The 15,992-nt window shown below is 57.0% G+C and carries 10 protein-coding genes; 8 read left to right on the forward strand and 2 right to left on the reverse strand.

The window, feature by feature from the left end:
- The first annotated feature begins 23 nt into the window (after positions 1-23).
- Both pepB and sseB read left to right on the forward strand, forming a co-directional pair.
- Positions 24-1,307, forward strand: coding sequence for an aminopeptidase PepB (pepB, locus tag LCS67_RS06145; protein WP_000133546.1), 1,284 nt, complete (start codon positions 24-26; stop codon positions 1,305-1,307).
- Between the two features lie 109 nt (positions 1,308-1,416).
- On the forward strand, positions 1,417-2,193 hold the full coding sequence (gene sseB, locus LCS67_RS06150) for an enhanced serine sensitivity protein SseB (protein ID WP_001522413.1): 777 nt from the start codon (positions 1,417-1,419) through the stop codon (positions 2,191-2,193).
- A gap of 36 nt (positions 2,194-2,229) precedes the next feature.
- Here sseB and timP read toward each other — a convergent pair whose 3' ends face one another.
- Entirely contained in the window at positions 2,230-2,346 is a 117-nt protein-coding gene (gene timP, locus LCS67_RS22790) for a small toxic inner membrane protein TimP (protein WP_350406992.1), read from the reverse strand.
- A 415-nt stretch (positions 2,347-2,761) separates the two neighbouring features.
- Positions 2,762-3,604, reverse strand: a complete 843-nt coding sequence (sseA, locus tag LCS67_RS06155; RefSeq protein WP_000205241.1) for a 3-mercaptopyruvate sulfurtransferase — start codon at positions 3,602-3,604, stop codon at positions 2,762-2,764.
- 208 nt (positions 3,605-3,812) lie between these two features.
- Between sseA and LCS67_RS06160 the strand changes: the two genes are divergently transcribed.
- The 6 genes from LCS67_RS06160 (at position 3,813) to LCS67_RS06185 (ending at position 15,887) form a co-directional block, all read left to right on the forward strand.
- Positions 3,813-8,747, forward strand: coding sequence for an alpha-2-macroglobulin family protein (locus LCS67_RS06160; protein ID WP_080183800.1), 4,935 nt, complete (start codon positions 3,813-3,815; stop codon positions 8,745-8,747).
- The gene (pbpC, locus tag LCS67_RS06165) at positions 8,748-11,063 is read left to right on the forward strand and encodes a peptidoglycan glycosyltransferase PbpC (RefSeq protein WP_080183799.1); all 2,316 of its coding nucleotides are present in this window, start codon (positions 8,748-8,750) and stop codon (positions 11,061-11,063) included.
- 154 nt (positions 11,064-11,217) lie between these two features.
- The gene (locus LCS67_RS06170; protein ID WP_053258926.1) at positions 11,218-13,596 is read left to right on the forward strand and encodes a DMSO/selenate family reductase complex A subunit; all 2,379 of its coding nucleotides are present in this window, start codon (positions 11,218-11,220) and stop codon (positions 13,594-13,596) included.
- Positions 13,593-14,222: a DMSO/selenate family reductase complex B subunit gene (locus LCS67_RS06175; protein WP_000077436.1), complete on the forward strand. Its 630-nt coding sequence runs from the start codon at positions 13,593-13,595 to the stop codon at positions 14,220-14,222. The genes LCS67_RS06170 and LCS67_RS06175 overlap by 4 nt, the downstream gene beginning before the upstream one ends.
- Positions 14,215-15,024 carry a dimethyl sulfoxide reductase anchor subunit family protein gene (locus LCS67_RS06180; RefSeq protein ID WP_000544885.1) on the forward strand — a complete coding sequence of 270 codons (810 nt, stop codon included), beginning with the start codon at positions 14,215-14,217 and terminating at the stop codon, positions 15,022-15,024. The genes LCS67_RS06175 and LCS67_RS06180 overlap by 8 nt, the downstream gene beginning before the upstream one ends.
- On the forward strand, positions 15,024-15,887 hold the full coding sequence (locus LCS67_RS06185; RefSeq protein WP_000247781.1) for a 4Fe-4S binding protein: 864 nt from the start codon (positions 15,024-15,026) through the stop codon (positions 15,885-15,887). Before LCS67_RS06180 ends, LCS67_RS06185 begins: the two co-directional genes overlap by 1 nt.
- Positions 15,888-15,992: the final 105 nt, after the last annotated feature.

Here is a 15,992-nt window from a genome sequence, read left to right on the forward strand (position 1 = left end):
GTTTGCTAATAAGGAAAATAACAATGACAGAAGCCATGAAAATTACGCTTTCCACGCAGCCTGCCGATGCGCGCTGGGGCGATAAAGCCACTTACAGTATTAATAACGACGGTATTACCTTGCATCTTAACGGTAAAGACGATCTGGGGTTGATCCAGCGTGCGGCGCGTAAAATCGACGGCCTGGGAATAAAACAGGTCGCGCTGACAGGCGAAGGATGGGATACCGAGCGTTGTTGGGCATTCTGGGCGGGTTACAAAGGACCAAAAGGCGTCCGTACCGTAATGTGGCCGGATTTAGACGATGCCCAACGTCAGGAGCTGGATAACCGCCTGACTATTATTGACTGGGTGCGCGACACCATTAATGCTCCGGCGGAAGAGCTTGGGCCGGAGCAACTGGCGCAGCGCTCGGTGGATCTGCTGTGTAGCGTCGCGTGCGATAGCGTCACTTACCGTATCACCAAAGGCGAAGATCTGCGCGAGCAGAACTATATGGGGTTGCATACCGTAGGCCGTGGTTCTGAGCGTCCGCCGGTGCTGCTGGCGCTGGATTACAACCCGACGGGAGACAAAGATGCGCCGGTTTATGCCTGCCTGGTCGGTAAAGGTATTACCTTTGACTCCGGCGGCTACAGTATCAAACAAAGCGCTTTTATGGACTCAATGAAATCCGATATGGGCGGCGCGGCGACAGTAACAGGCGCGCTGGCGTTCGCCATTACCCGTGGGCTGAATAAACGCGTAAAACTGTTCCTGTGCTGCGCCGATAATCTGATCAGCGGCAATGCGTTTAAACTGGGCGACATTATTCGCTACCGTAATGGCAAGAATGTCGAAGTCATGAATACCGATGCGGAAGGGCGACTGGTGCTGGCGGATGGCCTGATTGACGCCAGCGCGCAACACCCGCAGCTAATCATTGATATGGCGACGTTAACCGGCGCGGCGAAAACGGCGCTGGGTAACGACTACCATGCGCTATTCAGTTTTGACGATACGCTGGCGGGGCGCTTGCTGACCAGCGCGGCGCAAGAGAATGAACCGTTCTGGCGTCTGCCGCTGGCGGAGTTCCACCGTAACCAGCTGCCGTCTAACTTTGCGGAACTGAACAACACCGGCAGCGCGGCGTATCCCGCTGGGGCAAGCACCGCTGCGGGTTTTCTGTCGCACTTTGTTGAAAATTACCGCGAAGGCTGGCTGCACATTGACTGTTCCGCCACTTATCGCAAAGCGCCGGTTGAGCAGTGGGCTGCCGGGGCAACCGGTCTGGGTGTGCGCACCATCGCGAATCTGCTGACCGCCTGAACGGTGTTTTTGTAGGCCGGGTAAGCGAAGCGCCACCCGGCATTTTGCCTGATGGCGACGCCGTGCGTCTTATCAGGCCTACAACCCATATACATAATTTGTGATTCCTATGTCCGAAACTAAAAATGAATTAGAAATCTTGCTGGAGAAAGCGGCGACTGAGCCCGCGCATCGTCCGGCATTTTTCCGTACCTTACTGGAGTCCACCGTCTGGGTGCCGGGCAGCGCTGCCGAAGGCGAGGCGATTGTGGAAGACAGCGCTCTGGATTTGCAGCACTGGGAAAAAGAAGACGGCACGACCGTCATTCCCTTCTTTACTTCTCTGGAGGCGCTGCAGCAGGCCGTGGAAGACGAACAGGCGTTTGTGGTGATGCCGGCGCGCACGCTGTTTGAAATGACGCTTGGCGAAACGTTATTCCTCAACGCTAAATTGCCGACCGGCAAAGAGTTTATGCCGCGTGAAATCAGCCTGCTTCTCGCTGAGGAAGGCAGTCCATTAAGTACGCAGGAAGTGCTGGAAGGCGGCGAGTCGCTTATTTTATCCGAAGTGGCCGAGCCGCCGTCGCAGATGATTGATTCCCTCACTACGCTGTTTAAAACCATCAAACCGGTGAAACGCGCATTTCTCTGCGCGATTAAAGAACATGCGGACGCCCAACCCAATCTACTGATTGGCATTGAGGCTGACGGCGATATTGAAGAGATCATTCACGCAGCGGGCAATGTGGCGACCGACACGTTACCGGGTGACGAACCGATCGATATTTGTCAGGTGAGGAAGGGCGAGCAGGGTATCAGCCACTTTATCACCGAGCATATCGCACCGTTCTACGAGCGCCGCTGGGGCGGGTTCCTGCGCGATTTTAAACAGAATCGCATCATCTGAAGAAAAGAAAGCCGCCCAACAGGGCGGCCTCCTGGCTTACCTGCTCTGGACGTTGAGCGTTACGGGAACAGAATTACCTGGGTAGCTTCTGTCTGCGTGAAGACACAACGTGCCAGAAACAAGAAGCACGACACAAAAGCATCGTACCTCCATGTTGCGGTCCTTGCGAAGACCGCATCACGGCAGTACCGCTGGCGATAATGCCGTGATAGCAGGCACTGTGGTGTGCCTGCGCTTACGGCCATGGAACATCCTCTCCTGAAGCCAGCGCCCGTTTGCGAGACGGCGGAGGGGGCCGGGAAAGATAATACCTCAAATGCTGAATAGTTTCGTCGTGAATTAACTTGACTTTGCTCTCCTTAAAAGGGAGTATTTACCTACTGTGGTGTGCCTGCGTTGCTATGGCAACAAAGCCTGCTGGAAAGGCCGCGAACCGGACCAGCACAAAAAAACCGCTCAATTGAGCGGTTTTTTTGTGACCTGCTTAAACAGAATTTATGTAGATTCGTTTTAAATCAGCCAGAACGGTAGGCCGGATAAGCGTGAGCGCCATCCGGCATGGCAGATATTAAGCGGGTTCAACCGGTAAATCGGTACGCGCGCCCCATTCGCTCCACGCGCCGTCGTAAAGCGTGACGTCAGGCACATCCAGCGTGGCGAGCGCCAGCACCACGACCGCGGCCGTCACGCCGGAACCGCAACTGGCGATAATCGGTCTGTCGAAACTCACGCCGTGGCTGAAAAAAACCTCATTCAGTTCGTCAGTGGTTTTTAATTCGCCCTCATACACCAGTTCCGTCCACGGGACGTTTAGCGCGCCAGGAATGTGTCCGCGCCTCAGCCCCGGACGCGGTTCATCAGCCTGAGCGTTAAAACGCGCCGCCGGACGCGCATCAACGATTTGCGCGGTTTTTTCATGACTTGCCAGCAATACGTCGGTGAGACGCACCACGGCTTGCGGCGCGAATTTCGCCTCAAACTCGCCTCCTTCATGCGCTTCTTCGCCTTCGCGCAATAGCCATTCGTCACGCTGCCAGCCCGCCAGTCCGCCCGCCAGAATGGACACTTTCTCGGCACCGAACGTGCGTAGCATCCACCATGCCCGCGGAGCGGAGAACAGATTGCCTTCATCGTATATGACCAGGTGTTTATCCTGGCGAACACCCAGTTCACGCATGGCCACCGCAAACGCTTCCGGGCGCGGCATCATATGCGGCAGCGGCGATGCGCGATCGGAAAGAGCTTCAATATCAAAAAACAGCGCGCCGGGAATATGTCCGGCGCGATATTCGCCCGCCATATCACGATGTTCCTGTCCCGGCGGCGCCATACGGGCGTCAAGAATCTGTATTTCCGGATCATCAATATGTTCGGCAAGCCAGTCGGCGGCGACAAAAAAGGCGGTGGTCATGGGCATCTCCATTGTTACCTGATTATGATCAAATTGTCGGACGTTTCCCGAAAAGGGACAAGTAGAAGAGGCTGTTTTGGCTGGCGAAACCACATTTCTGCGTAAAATTTTCGCATCATCACAGTAATACGGACTTACACAATAAAATTTCTCGCGCATAATATCTCATCAACCGTTGCTGACAGGCCGTTAAGGCCAGGGATGAAAGATGAAACATTTACGCGTGGTGGCCTGCATGATCATGCTGGCGCTGGCGGGATGCGATAACAACGATAAAACCGCCCCGACGACTAAAAGCGAAGCGCCAGCCGTAGCGCAGCCCTCGCCCGCGCAAGACCCGGCACAGCTACAGAAGTTGGCGCAGCAAAGCCAGGGCAAAGCGCTCACGCTATTAGACGCCTCCGAAGCGCAGCTCGACGGCGCGGCGACGCTGGTGCTGACGTTTTCAATTCCTTTAGATCCTGAACAGGATTTCTCCCGTGTGGTTCACGTGGTTGATAAGAAAAGCGGCAGCGTTGACGGCGCATGGGAGCTGGCGCCAAATTTAAAAGAGCTAAGGTTACGTCATCTGGAACCTGAACGCGTGCTGGTGGTCACGGTTGATCCCGCCGTTAAAGCGCTGAATAACGCCACCTTCGGCAAGTCTTATGAAAAAACGATTACCACGCGTGATGTCCAGCCCAGCGTCGGCTTTGCCAGCCGGGGATCGCTGCTACCGGGGAAAATCGCGGAAGGACTGCCGGTCATGGCGCTTAACGTCAACCACGTTGATGTGAACTTTTTCCGCGTTAAGCCCGGATCGCTGGCGTCATTTGTCAGCCAGTGGGAGTACCGTAGTTCTCTCTCTAACTGGGAGTCCGACAATCTGCTGAAAATGGCGGATTTGGTTTATACCGGTCGTTTTGATCTTAATCCGGCGCGCAATACGCGTGAGAAACTGCTGCTGCCATTAAGCGATATTAAGCCGCTGCAACAGGCGGGCGTATATGTGGCGGTAATGAATCAGGCTGGACACTACAACTATAGTAATGCCGCTACGTTGTTTACCCTTAGCGATATCGGCGTGTCCGCGCACCGTTACCATAATCGGCTGGATATCTTTACGCAAAGCCTGGAAAACGGCGCGGCGCAGTCGGGAATTGAGATCGTTCTTCTGAATGATAAAGGTCAGACGCTGGCGCAGGCGACGAGCGACGCGCAGGGACATGTGCAACTGGAAGCTGATAAAGCGGCGGCGCTATTACTGGCGCGTAAAGAGGAGCAGACTACGCTGCTCGATCTCACGCTTCCGGCTCTGGATCTGTCGGAATTTAATGTCGCTGGCGCGCCCGGCTACAGCAAGCAGTTCTTTATGTTCGGCCCGCGCGATCTCTACCGACCGGGCGAAACGGTTATCCTCAACGGATTACTGCGCGATAGCGACGGTAAAACGCTGCCCGATCAACCCGTTAAGCTGGAAGTGGTAAAACCAGACGGACAGGTGATGCGTACCGTCGTCAGCCAGCCGGAAAACGGGCTATACCGTTTGAATTATCCGCTGGATATCAACGCGCCGACTGGCTTGTGGCATGTCCGCGCCAACACCGGCGATAATTTGCTGCGGAGTTGGGATTTCCACGTGGAAGACTTTATGCCGGAGCGGATGGCGCTCAACCTGACGGCGCAAAAAACACCGCTGTCGCCTGCGGATGAGGTGAAATTCTCCGTTGTCGGCTATTACTTGTATGGCGCGCCTGCTAACGGCAATACCCTGCAAGGGCAACTTTTCCTGCGTCCCCTGCGCGACGCTGTCGCGGCGTTGCCTGGCTTCCAGTTCGGCAATATTGCCGAAGAGAATCTTGCGCGCAGCCTGGACGAAGTTCAACTGACGTTGGATAAAGGCGGACGTGGTGAAGTGAGTGCTGCCAGCCAGTGGCAAGAAGCGCATTCGCCGCTGCAGGTAATTCTACAGGCCAGCCTGCTGGAGTCTGGCGGTCGTCCGGTCACTCGTCGCGTAGAGCAGGCGATTTGGCCTGCCGATACGTTACCGGGAATTCGTCCACAGTTCGCCGCCAAAGCGGTATACGACTACCGTATGGATACCACCGTTAATCAACCGATTGTCGACGAAGACAGCAACGCCGCATTCGATATTGTTTACGCCAACGCGCAGGGCGAGAAAAAAGCGGTGTCTGGTTTACAGGTGCGGCTCATCCGCGAGCGTCGCGACTATTACTGGAACTGGTCGGAAAGCGAAGGCTGGCAGTCGCAGTTTGATCAAAAAGATCTGGTAGAGGGCGAGCAGACGCTGGATCTGAACGCGGATGAAACCGGAAAAGTCAGCTTCCCGGTGGAATGGGGCGCGTACCGTCTGGAGGTCAAAGCGCCGAATGAGACGGTCAGCAGCGTTCGTTTCTGGGCCGGCTATAGCTGGCAGGATAACAGCGACGGTAGCGGCGCGGCGCGTCCGGATCGCGTCACCCTCAAACTGGATAAAGCGAATTATCGTCCAGGCGATACCATGAAATTGCATATCGCCGCGCCGGTCGCCGGTAAAGGTTATGCGATGGTGGAGTCCAGCGATGGTCCGCTGTGGTGGCAGGCGATCGATGTGCCGGCACAAGGTCTGGAGCTCACGATTCCGGTGGATAAAACCTGGAATCGCCACGATCTCTATCTCAGTACGCTGGTGGTGCGTCCCGGCGATAAATCTCGTTCCGCGACGCCAAAACGCGCCGTAGGGTTACTACACCTACCGCTGGGGGATGAAAACCGCCGCCTCGATCTGGCGCTGGAAAGCCCGGCTAAAATGCGCCCGAATCAGCCGCTCACCGTCAGGGTGAAAGCCAGCGTTAAACACGGCGAAATGCCAAAACAGATCAACGTGCTGGTCTCCGCGGTCGATAGCGGCGTATTGAATATCACCGATTACGCGACGCCGGACCCGTGGCAGGCGTTCTTCGGTCAAAAACGCTACGGTGCGGATATCTACGATATTTACGGCCAGGTCATTGAAGGGCAGGGGCGGCTGGCGGCGTTGCGTTTTGGCGGCGATGGCGACGACCTTAAGCGCGGCGGAAAACCGCCGGTAAACCATGTCAATATCATCGCGCAGCAGGCGCAGCCGATCACGCTCAATGAGCAGGGCGAAGGGGTCGTAACGCTGCCGATTGGCGACTTTAACGGCGAACTGCGGGTTATGGCGCAGGCATGGACAGCGGACGATTTTGGTCGCGGCGAAAGCAAAGTTGTTGTCGCCGCGCCAGTGATTGCCGAGCTGAATATGCCGCGTTTTCTGGCGGGAGGGGATGTTTCGCGACTGGTGCTGGACGTCACCAATCTGACCGACCGCCCGCAGACGCTGAATATTGCGCTCGCCGCCAGTGGGTTACTGGAACTGCTTAGCCAGCAGCCGCAACCGGTCAACCTGGCGCCGGGCGTGCGCACCACCTTATTCGTTCCGGTACGCGCGCTGGAAGGTTTGGGCGAAGGCGAAATCCAGGCGACCATTAGCGGTCTGAATCTGCCGGGAGAAACCCTCGGCGCGCAGCATAAGCAGTGGCAAATCGGCGTGCGTCCGGCCTGGCCTGCCCAAACGGTAAATAGTGGCATTGCGCTGGCGCCGGGAGAGAGCTGGCATGTACCAGAGCAGCATCTGGCAAACGTCTCGCCAGCCACGTTACAGGGACAACTGCTATTAAGCGGAAAACCGCCGCTCAATCTGGCGCGCTACATTCGCGAGCTGAAAGCATATCCGTACGGGTGCCTGGAACAAACCACCAGCGGGTTATTCCCGGCGCTGTATACCAATGCCGCTCAATTGCAGTCGCTCGGTATTACCGGCGATAGCGATGAAAAACGGCGCGCCGCAGTGGATATCGGCATCTCACGGGTACTACAGATGCAGCGTGATAACGGCGGTTTTGCGCTATGGGATGAAAATGGGGCGGAAGAGCCCTGGCTAACGGCCTACGCGATGGATTTCCTCATTCGCGCGGGCGAGCAGGGATATAGCGTCCCGCCGGAGGCCATTAACCGGGGCAATGAGCGACTGCTGCGCTATCTGCAGGATCCCGGTACGATGCTGATTCGTTATAGCGATAATACCCAGGCCAGTACTTTTGCCGCTCAGGCTTACGCCGCGCTGGTACTGGCGCGTCAGCAGAAAGCGCCGCTCGGCGCGCTGCGCGAAATCTGGGAGCGCCGTAGTCAGGCGGCTTCAGGACTGCCGCTGATGCAATTGGGCATCGCGTTAAACACGATGGGTGATGCCAGACGCGGCGAAGAGGCCATTACGCTGGCTCTGAATACGCCGCGTCAGGACGAACGGCAATGGATAGCGGATTACGGCAGTTCTCTGCGCGATAACGCTCTGATGTTGTCGCTACTGGAAGAGAACAACCTCAGACCGGACGCGCAAAATGCGCTATTAAGCTCGCTTTCTGAGCAGGCCTTCGGTCAGCGCTGGCTCTCTACCCAGGAGAACAATGCCTTGTTCCTCGCCGCGCATTCGCGACAGGCCAGTGCGGGCGCCTGGCAGGCGCAGACCTCGTTAGAGGCGCAGCCGCTGTCGGGCGACAAGGCGCTGACCCGTAATCTGGATGCTGACCAGTTGGCCGCCCTTGAGGTGACGAACACCGGTAGCCAGCCGCTATGGTTGCGTCTGGATAGCAGCGGCTATCCCTCATCTGCGCCTGAGCCTGCCAGCAACGTTTTGCAGATTGAACGACAAATACTGGGGACCGATGGTCAGCGCAAATCGCTGTCCTCGTTGCGTAGCGGCGAACTGGTGCTGGTCTGGTTAACGGTAGTGGCCGATCGCAATGTGCCGGATGCGCTGGTGGTGGACCTGCTCCCGGCCGGACTGGAGCTGGAAAACCAGAATCTGGCTGACAGCAGCGCCAGCCTGCCGGAGAGCGGTAGCGAAGTGCAAAATCTGCTTAATCAGATGCAGCAGGCGGATATTCAGTATATGGAATTCCGCGACGATCGGTTTGTGGCTGCCGTCGTTGTCAATGAGGGCCAGCCCGTGACGCTGGTCTACCTGGCGCGCGCGGTAACGCCGGGGACGTACCAGCTTGCGCAACCGCAGGTGGAATCGATGTACGTGCCTCAGTGGCGGGCAACCGGCGCGAGCGAGGGGCTGCTGATTGTGACGCCTTAAATGAACGGTTGGCGTGGTAAACGTGGCCGCTGGCTGTGGCTGGCGGGCGCGCCGCTTTTTATTCTTCTGGCGTTATGGGCGGCGGATAAACTTTGGCCGCTGCCGCTCAATGAGGTCCATCCTGCGCGGGTCGTGGTAGCCCATGACGGTACGCCGCTGTGGCGCTTTGCCGACGCCGGGGGGATCTGGCGTTATCCGGTGACGATTGAAGAGGTCTCTCCCCGCTACCTGGAGGCCCTAATCAATTACGAAGATCGCTGGTTCTGGCGGCACCCTGGCGTTAACCCTTTCTCCGTCGCGCGCGCGGCATGGCAGGATCTTACCGCCGGGCGCGTTATTTCCGGCGGCAGTACGCTGACTATGCAGGTGGCGAGACTGCTGGACCCACATTCGCGCACGTTCGGCGGTAAAATCCGCCAGCTTTGGCGCGCCCTCCAGCTTGAATGGCATTTGTCCAAGCGCGATATCCTGACGCTGTACCTGAACCGCGCGCCGTTCGGCGGCACGCTACAGGGTATTGGCGCTGCAAGCTGGGCCTACTTCGGCAAGCCGCCCGCGCGCCTGAGCTACGCTGACGCGGCGCTGCTGGCCGTATTGCCGCAGGCGCCGAGCCGGTTACGTCCCGACCGCTGGCCAGCGAGAGCTGAAGCGGCACGAAATAAAGTGCTGGATCGGATGGCGGCGCAGGGCGTCTGGCCTGCCGAAACGGTACGCGAGTCGCGTGAAGAGCCGGTCTGGCTGGCGCCGCGTCAAATGCCGCAACTGGCGCCGCTTTTTGCCCGAATGATGTTGAGTAAAAGCCAGAACGACAAAATTGTGACCACGCTGGACGCCGGGTTGCAGCGGCAACTGGAAGATCTGGCGCGGGCATGGAAAGGGCGGTTGCCTGCACGCAGTTCGTTGGCGATGATCGTCGTCGATCATACCGATATGAGCGTGCGCGGTTGGGTAGGATCGGTAGACCTTAATGACGACAGTCGTTTTGGTCATGTCGACATGGTAACGGCGATCCGATCGCCGGGATCGGTACTTAAACCCTTTGTGTACGGTCTGGCGCTGGATGACGGCTTGATCCATCCCGCATCATTATTACAGGACGTTCCGCGCCGCACCGGAGATTACCGCCCGGGAAACTTCGACAGCGGATTTCACGGCCCGGTCAGCATGAGCGACGCGCTGGTACGCTCGCTGAATCTGCCTGCCGTTCAGGTGCTTGAAGCCTATGGGCCGAAACGATTTGCGGCAAAACTGCGTAACGTCGGCCTGCCGCTATATTTGCCTGCTGGCGCGGCGCCCAATCTTTCGCTGATTCTGGGTGGCGCGGGCGCGCGGCTTGACGAGATGGCGGCGGCATACAGCGCGTTCGCTCGTCATGGGAAAGCGGCGAAACTACGGTTACAGCCGGACGATCCGCTGTCGGAAAGACCATTAATGTCGCCGGGAGCGGCGTGGATCATTCGACGGATTATGGCGGATGAAGCGCAACCCTTGCCGGATAACGCGCTGCCACGCATTGTGTCGTTGGCGTGGAAAACCGGCACCAGCTACGGCTATCGCGATGCGTGGGCTATTGGCGTTAACGCGCGCTATATCATCGGTATCTGGACAGGCAGGCCCGACGGCACGCCTGTGGTGGGGCAATTTGGTTTTGCCAGCGCGGTGCCATTGCTTAACCAGGTCAATAATCTGTTACTGGCGCATACGGGACGCCTGCCGGAAGATCCGCGTCCGCAGACGGTAAGCCGCGGCGTCATTTGCTGGCCGGGCGGACAGACTCTGCCTGCCGGAGACAGCAACTGTCGCCGCCGACTGGCGACATGGCTGCTTGATGACAGCCAGCCGCCCACGCTGCTGTTACCTGAGCAGGAAGACATCAACGGTATTCGTTTCCCGGTCTGGCTGGATGATACGGGGCGGCGTGTCGCTGCCGACTGTCCGCAGGCGCGTGCGCATACGTTTATCGTCTGGCCGCGGCCGCTGGAGCCGTGGCTGCCGCCTGCGGAAAGACGTAGCGCCCGCTTGCCCGCGGCGTCCGCTCACTGTCCGCCGCTACAGGGCAATGATGCCGCGCCGTTAATGCTGTCAGGAGTGAGGGATGGCGCGGTGATCAGGCAATTGCCAGGCCAGGAAAACGTCACGCTGCCCGTCTCGACTACCGGCGGTAAAGGGCGTCGCTGGTGGTTTTTAAATGGCGAGCCTGTTAATGGCGAAAATAATCGTCTTTCTTTATTACTCAATATCGCTGGACGTTATCAACTTGTCGTAATGGATGAGTCCGGTCAGGTTGCAGCGGTTAATTTTGAATTAATACGTTAACAACTCTTCAGAATAAATTATGAATTTCATTTAATTTAAAGTTAATGAGAATTATTAATTTTCCGGAATTACCCTTAATGAGGGAGCTTGATAAATATCAAGAGATCTAACACTTAAAAACGTGAGAATGGGTTTTTATTTGACGAGTCGGATCATGAAAAATATAAAAAGCCAGGGAAATGGCGAACAGCCCGCTATTTCTCGCCGCCATTTTATCCAGGCCAGCTCCGCGCTTATTGCGTTACCGTTTGTCTCCTCGCCAGCTACCGCTCAGGCGCGCGCTGTGACGGCAACTGAAAACAGGCCTGCGGAAAAAGTCGTCCAGACATGCAGCACTTTTGACTGCGGGGGCAAATGCGATATTCGGGCGCATGTCAGTGAAGGTATCGTGACGCGAATTTCAACGCGACCGGATAATGCGCTGGATGCGCAAATGCCGGTGATGCGTGCCTGTGTTCGTGGACGCGCATACCGTAAATTTGTTTATCATCCTGACAGACTTAAATATCCCATGAAGCGCGTAGGAAAACGCGGTGAAGGAAAATTCGAGCGAATTTCCTGGGATGAAGCGACAACCTTAATCGCCGATAATTTAAAATCGATTACTGAAAAATATGGCCCGGCTTCGCGCTATGTTCATGTTGGCACTGCCGTTTCCGGCGGCACCTTTTCCGGCGATAAAATGGCGCGTCGCCTGCTGAATCTGACCGGCGGCTATCTCGAAAGCTACCATTCTGTGAGTATGGGCAACACGGCGGCCGCAACGCCTTATACTTACGGCATTGCCGCCAGCGGCAGTTCGCTGGATACGCTTTTGGAGACCAAACTGGTGATTCTGTGGGGCCATAACCCGACGGAGACCATTTTTGGTCATACCAACTATTTCTTGCAGAAGATGAAGCAGAACGGTACGCGGTTTATCGTGGTCGATCCGCGCTATTCCGACACCGTTTCGTCGCTGGCGGATCAGTGGATCCCGCTGCTGCCCACCACCGACAATGCGCTGATGGACGCGATGATGTACGTCATCATCAGCGAGAATCTGCACGATCGCGCATTTATTGCGCGCTACGCTATCGGTTTTGACGAAGACTCAATGCCGGAAGGCGTACCGGCTAACGAATCGCTGGTGGCGTATCTGACCGGCGCCAAAGACGGTGTCGTTAAGTCCCCCGAGTGGGCGGAAAAGATCACCCATGTGCCGGCGCAAACCATACGCCAGTTAGCGCGTGATTACGCGAATACCAAACCCGCCGCGTTGATTCAGGGGTGGGGACCACAGCGCCACAACTGCGGCGAGCGCACCGCGCGCGGCTCGACTCTACTGGCGACCATTACCGGTAATGTCGGCATCAAAGGCGGTTGGGCTGCGGGTTATGGCGGCTGCGCTAACCGTAAATTCGCCGTGGGTCCGGAGATGCCGGATAACCCGGTAAAAGCCAAAATTTCGGTGATGAACTGGGTGCAGGCCGCAGACGACGCCAGCAAAGTGACGCCGGATATTGGACTGAAAGATGCCGATAAGCTGGACAGTAACATCCGTATTCTGTTCTCGCTGGCCGGGAACTATCTGGCGAATCAGAACCCCGATCTGCACCAGGCGGTACGCGTACTGGAGGATGAATCAAAGATCCAGTTTATTGTCGCCAGCGATCTGTTTATGACGCCGAGCGCGAAATACGCTGATCTACTGCTGCCGGAAACCAGCTTTATGGAACGCTGGAACATCGGTGAAACCTGGGGCACGGCAAGCTACCTGATACTCTCTGAAAAACTGATCGAGCCTGAATTTGAGCGGCGCTCCGACTACGACTGGCTACGTGAGGTGGCGGCGAAATTAGACATTGAGAATGAATTTAGCCAGGGGCGCGATGAGAAAGCGTGGATTGAACACATCTGGGAACAGACGCGCCTGGCGATGCCGGACGAAAATCTGCCGGATTTCGCCACGCTGCAAAAGACCCGTCAGCATCTGTTCAAAAGCGCGCCATTTATCGCCTTTGAAGACAATATTCGCGATCCGGAAAATCATCCGTTCCCGACGCCGTCAGGGAAAATAGAGATCTTCTCGAAGCGCCTGTACGACATGCAGCATCCGGAAATCCCGGCGTTATCGCACTACGTTCCCGCGCATGAAGGCCCGGAGGATGCGCTGGCGAAAGATTTTCCGCTTCAGTTAATTACGTGGAAAGGAAAAAACCGCGCCAACTCAACGCAATACGCTAATCCGTGGCTGATTGAAGTGCAGCAGCAGACATTGTGGATCAACCCGCAGGATGCGCAAAAGCGCGGCATTACGCATGGCGACATGGTGCGCATTCATAACTCACGCGGGATTTGCGAAATCCCGGCGGAAGTGACGCCGCGCATTATTCCCGGCGTTGTCGCAATGCAGGCTGGCGCCTGGTGGCAGCCGGATGAGAACGGTATTGATAAAGGCGGCTGTGCGAACGTCCTCAGCTCGGCCCGTATTACCGCGCTGGCGAAGGGAAATTCACATCAAACCATGCTGGTGGAGGTGGCTAAAGCATGAGTCAGTTTACACATTACCCGCCGGTGAGCGATAAACAACTGGGGTTTTTCATCGACTCCTCACGCTGCTCCGGTTGTAAAGCCTGCCAGGTGGCCTGCAAAGACAAAAACAATCTGGAAGTAGGCCGTCGTTTCCGCCGCGTCTATGAAGTCAAGGGCGGAAGTTTCATCCCGACCGGGCAGGGCGGGGTCAGCAATAATGTATTTGCTTATACGCTTTCCATTTCCTGCAACCACTGTGCGGACCCTGTCTGCACCAAAAATTGCCCGACTACCGCTATGCATAAACGTCCGGGCGACGGCATCGTGCGCGTTGATACCGACAAATGCGTCGGCTGTGGCTATTGCGCCTGGTCCTGCCCTTACGGCGCGCCGCAGCTTAACGAGCAGACCGGCCAAATGTCCAAGTGCGACATGTGCGTTGATTTACTGGCGAAAGGTGAACCGCCCGTCTGTGTCGCGACCTGTCCGCTGGAGGCCATCAAGTTTGGCCCGATTGATGAACTGCGTGCGAAGTACGGTAGCGTATGCGACGTTAACGGGCTGCCAGATTCATCCATAACCAAGCCTAATCTGGTTGTAAAAGCGCATCAGGGCGCAGAAAAAGAGGGTAAACGCCATGCATGAGTTACCGCTGCTGATTTTTACGCTCTGTTTGCAAGGGTCTGTGGGGGTGACTCTGTGGCTGGCGTTGGGCCGCCAGTACGCCGTAGAGGGACGCGTGCCTGCACGCGGCGCGCTTCCCGCGATGGCGGGGGCGTTTGTGCTGGCCTGCGTGGGGCTGCTTGCTTCAGCGCTGCACATGGGCTATCCCCTGAATGCGCTAAACGCGTTACGTCATGTCGCCAGTTCGTGGCTGAGTCGCGAAATCGTCTTTGCCAGCCTTTATCTGGCGGCGCTGGGACTGGGGGTTGTGCTACTGTTTTTCCGAAAGCCAGGCTGGCAGCCGCTGCTGGCGCTGGCGGCAGCGTTCGGGCTGGTGGATGTATTCTGCATGGCGCAGGTTTATATCCATGCCTCGGTGGCGACCTGGCAGCATAGCAACACGCTGGCGCTGTTCTTTGGCACGTCAGGCATTATCGGCTCGGTAGTCATTGCGCTGGCTTATCTGCGCAACGCTGGCACCGCAATGCGCTGCGCTGTGGTGGTGGTCGCACTGATGGTGCTGATTCGCCTGATCATGCAGCCGCTATGGCTGGCGGATATTAATGCGGTGGATACGACGGTCGTCACTTTCCCGCATCATCCGCTACAGGCGCTGGCGCAGTTGCGTGACGTCTATCTTCTCGGCTGGTGTGTCTCAGCGGCGGGAATGCTCTGCTTTGCCGCAGGCGGTCTGCGAAACGCCAGAGGGACGCTGGTGGCGGGCAGCGTATTGCTGCTTATCGGCGAGATTATGCTGCGCTACGTCTTCTTTAGTATTGGCTGATGGTTAACCTGACGATCGATCCGGCGGTAGACGTGACGCAGGCCTGCGTCCGTCGTCGCTTTCGTTTTTCTTCCTGCCGCGCCTGCGCCGATGTTTGTCCGGCGCAGGCGTTTTCGCTGGCGCAGGGGCAGGTCAGCATAGATACGACGCGCTGCATAGCCTGTGGCGACTGTCTGTTTGTCTGTCCTGTTGACGCCATTACCGGTATCAAACCGGTTAAACGCTTTGTGCAGGGGGATACGTTGGTGGGGCCGTTTTCGCTACAGGCGCCAACGGTCGATGAACTGCTTCTCTGGCACAGCCAGTACGGTATTCGCTTTATTGATATTGCGGTGGAGCGATCGGCGCAGTGGCTGATGGCGCTGGCGGGGCTAAATTTAGCGCTGCGCCGCTACGGCGAGCCGGGCTGGTCTTTCAAACACGTTGTCGGCGCGGAGATTAACGCCTCGCGGCGCACTCTGTTTCATGTTCCGCGCGACGCCATTACCCCGTGCGCCGTCGAGCCGGGGAAACGGCGTCTCAGACAGGCGTTTTCCGCGTTCAGCGAATGCGTACCCGAAATCAGTCCGCAAGAGTGCAGGATGTGCGGCGCCTGCTGGCGAAGCTGCCCGGAAAATGTTATCCAGTTTGACGACAATACCCTGACGATAGCGGCGGCGCGTTGTACGGGATGCGGCGGCTGTGCGGCGGTATGTCCGCATCAGGCGCTGCGGCTGCGGTTTGACGTGGAACCCGCCTCAACGCGGCATAGTGCGGCGTATACGCTCACCTGCGAAAGCTGCAAACGTACTTTCCATGCTCTCACGCCTGAACACACGCACTGCGTGCTGTGTCAGTCCCCTGAGTTTGCTGTGCGCCTTTAACTTTTGTTGCTAATGCTCATTTTATTTTAAAAAAATGTTACCTGCATCCATAGGCAATTGATGGGATGCTCTTTATAATCCGCGCCTGACATAACAACAGAACAT

Origin of the sequence: Salmonella sp. A7, from assembly GCF_020181675.1 — a bacterium.
GTDB classification, from domain to species: domain Bacteria; phylum Pseudomonadota; class Gammaproteobacteria; order Enterobacterales; family Enterobacteriaceae; genus Salmonella; species Salmonella enterica.

Excerpts from the sequence above, each read along its gene's own strand:
- LCS67_RS06175 (WP_000077436.1), top strand. The coding sequence starts at position 13,593 with ATGAGTCAGTTTACACATTACCCGCCGGTGAGCGATAAACAACTGGGG.
- sseA (WP_000205241.1), bottom strand. The coding sequence starts at position 3,604 with ATGACCACCGCCTTTTTTGTCGCCGCCGACTGGCTTGCCGAACATATT.
- LCS67_RS06170 (WP_053258926.1), top strand. The coding sequence starts at position 11,218 with ATGAAAAATATAAAAAGCCAGGGAAATGGCGAACAGCCCGCTATTTCT.
- LCS67_RS06185 (WP_000247781.1), top strand. The coding sequence starts at position 15,024 with ATGGTTAACCTGACGATCGATCCGGCGGTAGACGTGACGCAGGCCTGC.
- pbpC (WP_080183799.1), top strand. The coding sequence starts at position 8,748 with ATGAACGGTTGGCGTGGTAAACGTGGCCGCTGGCTGTGGCTGGCGGGC.
- LCS67_RS06180 (WP_000544885.1), top strand. The coding sequence starts at position 14,215 with ATGCATGAGTTACCGCTGCTGATTTTTACGCTCTGTTTGCAAGGGTCT.
- timP (WP_350406992.1), bottom strand. The coding sequence starts at position 2,346 with ATGGAGGTACGATGCTTTTGTGTCGTGCTTCTTGTTTCTGGCACGTTG.
- LCS67_RS06160 (WP_080183800.1), top strand. The coding sequence starts at position 3,813 with ATGAAACATTTACGCGTGGTGGCCTGCATGATCATGCTGGCGCTGGCG.
- sseB (WP_001522413.1), top strand. The coding sequence starts at position 1,417 with ATGTCCGAAACTAAAAATGAATTAGAAATCTTGCTGGAGAAAGCGGCG.
- pepB (WP_000133546.1), top strand. The coding sequence starts at position 24 with ATGACAGAAGCCATGAAAATTACGCTTTCCACGCAGCCTGCCGATGCG.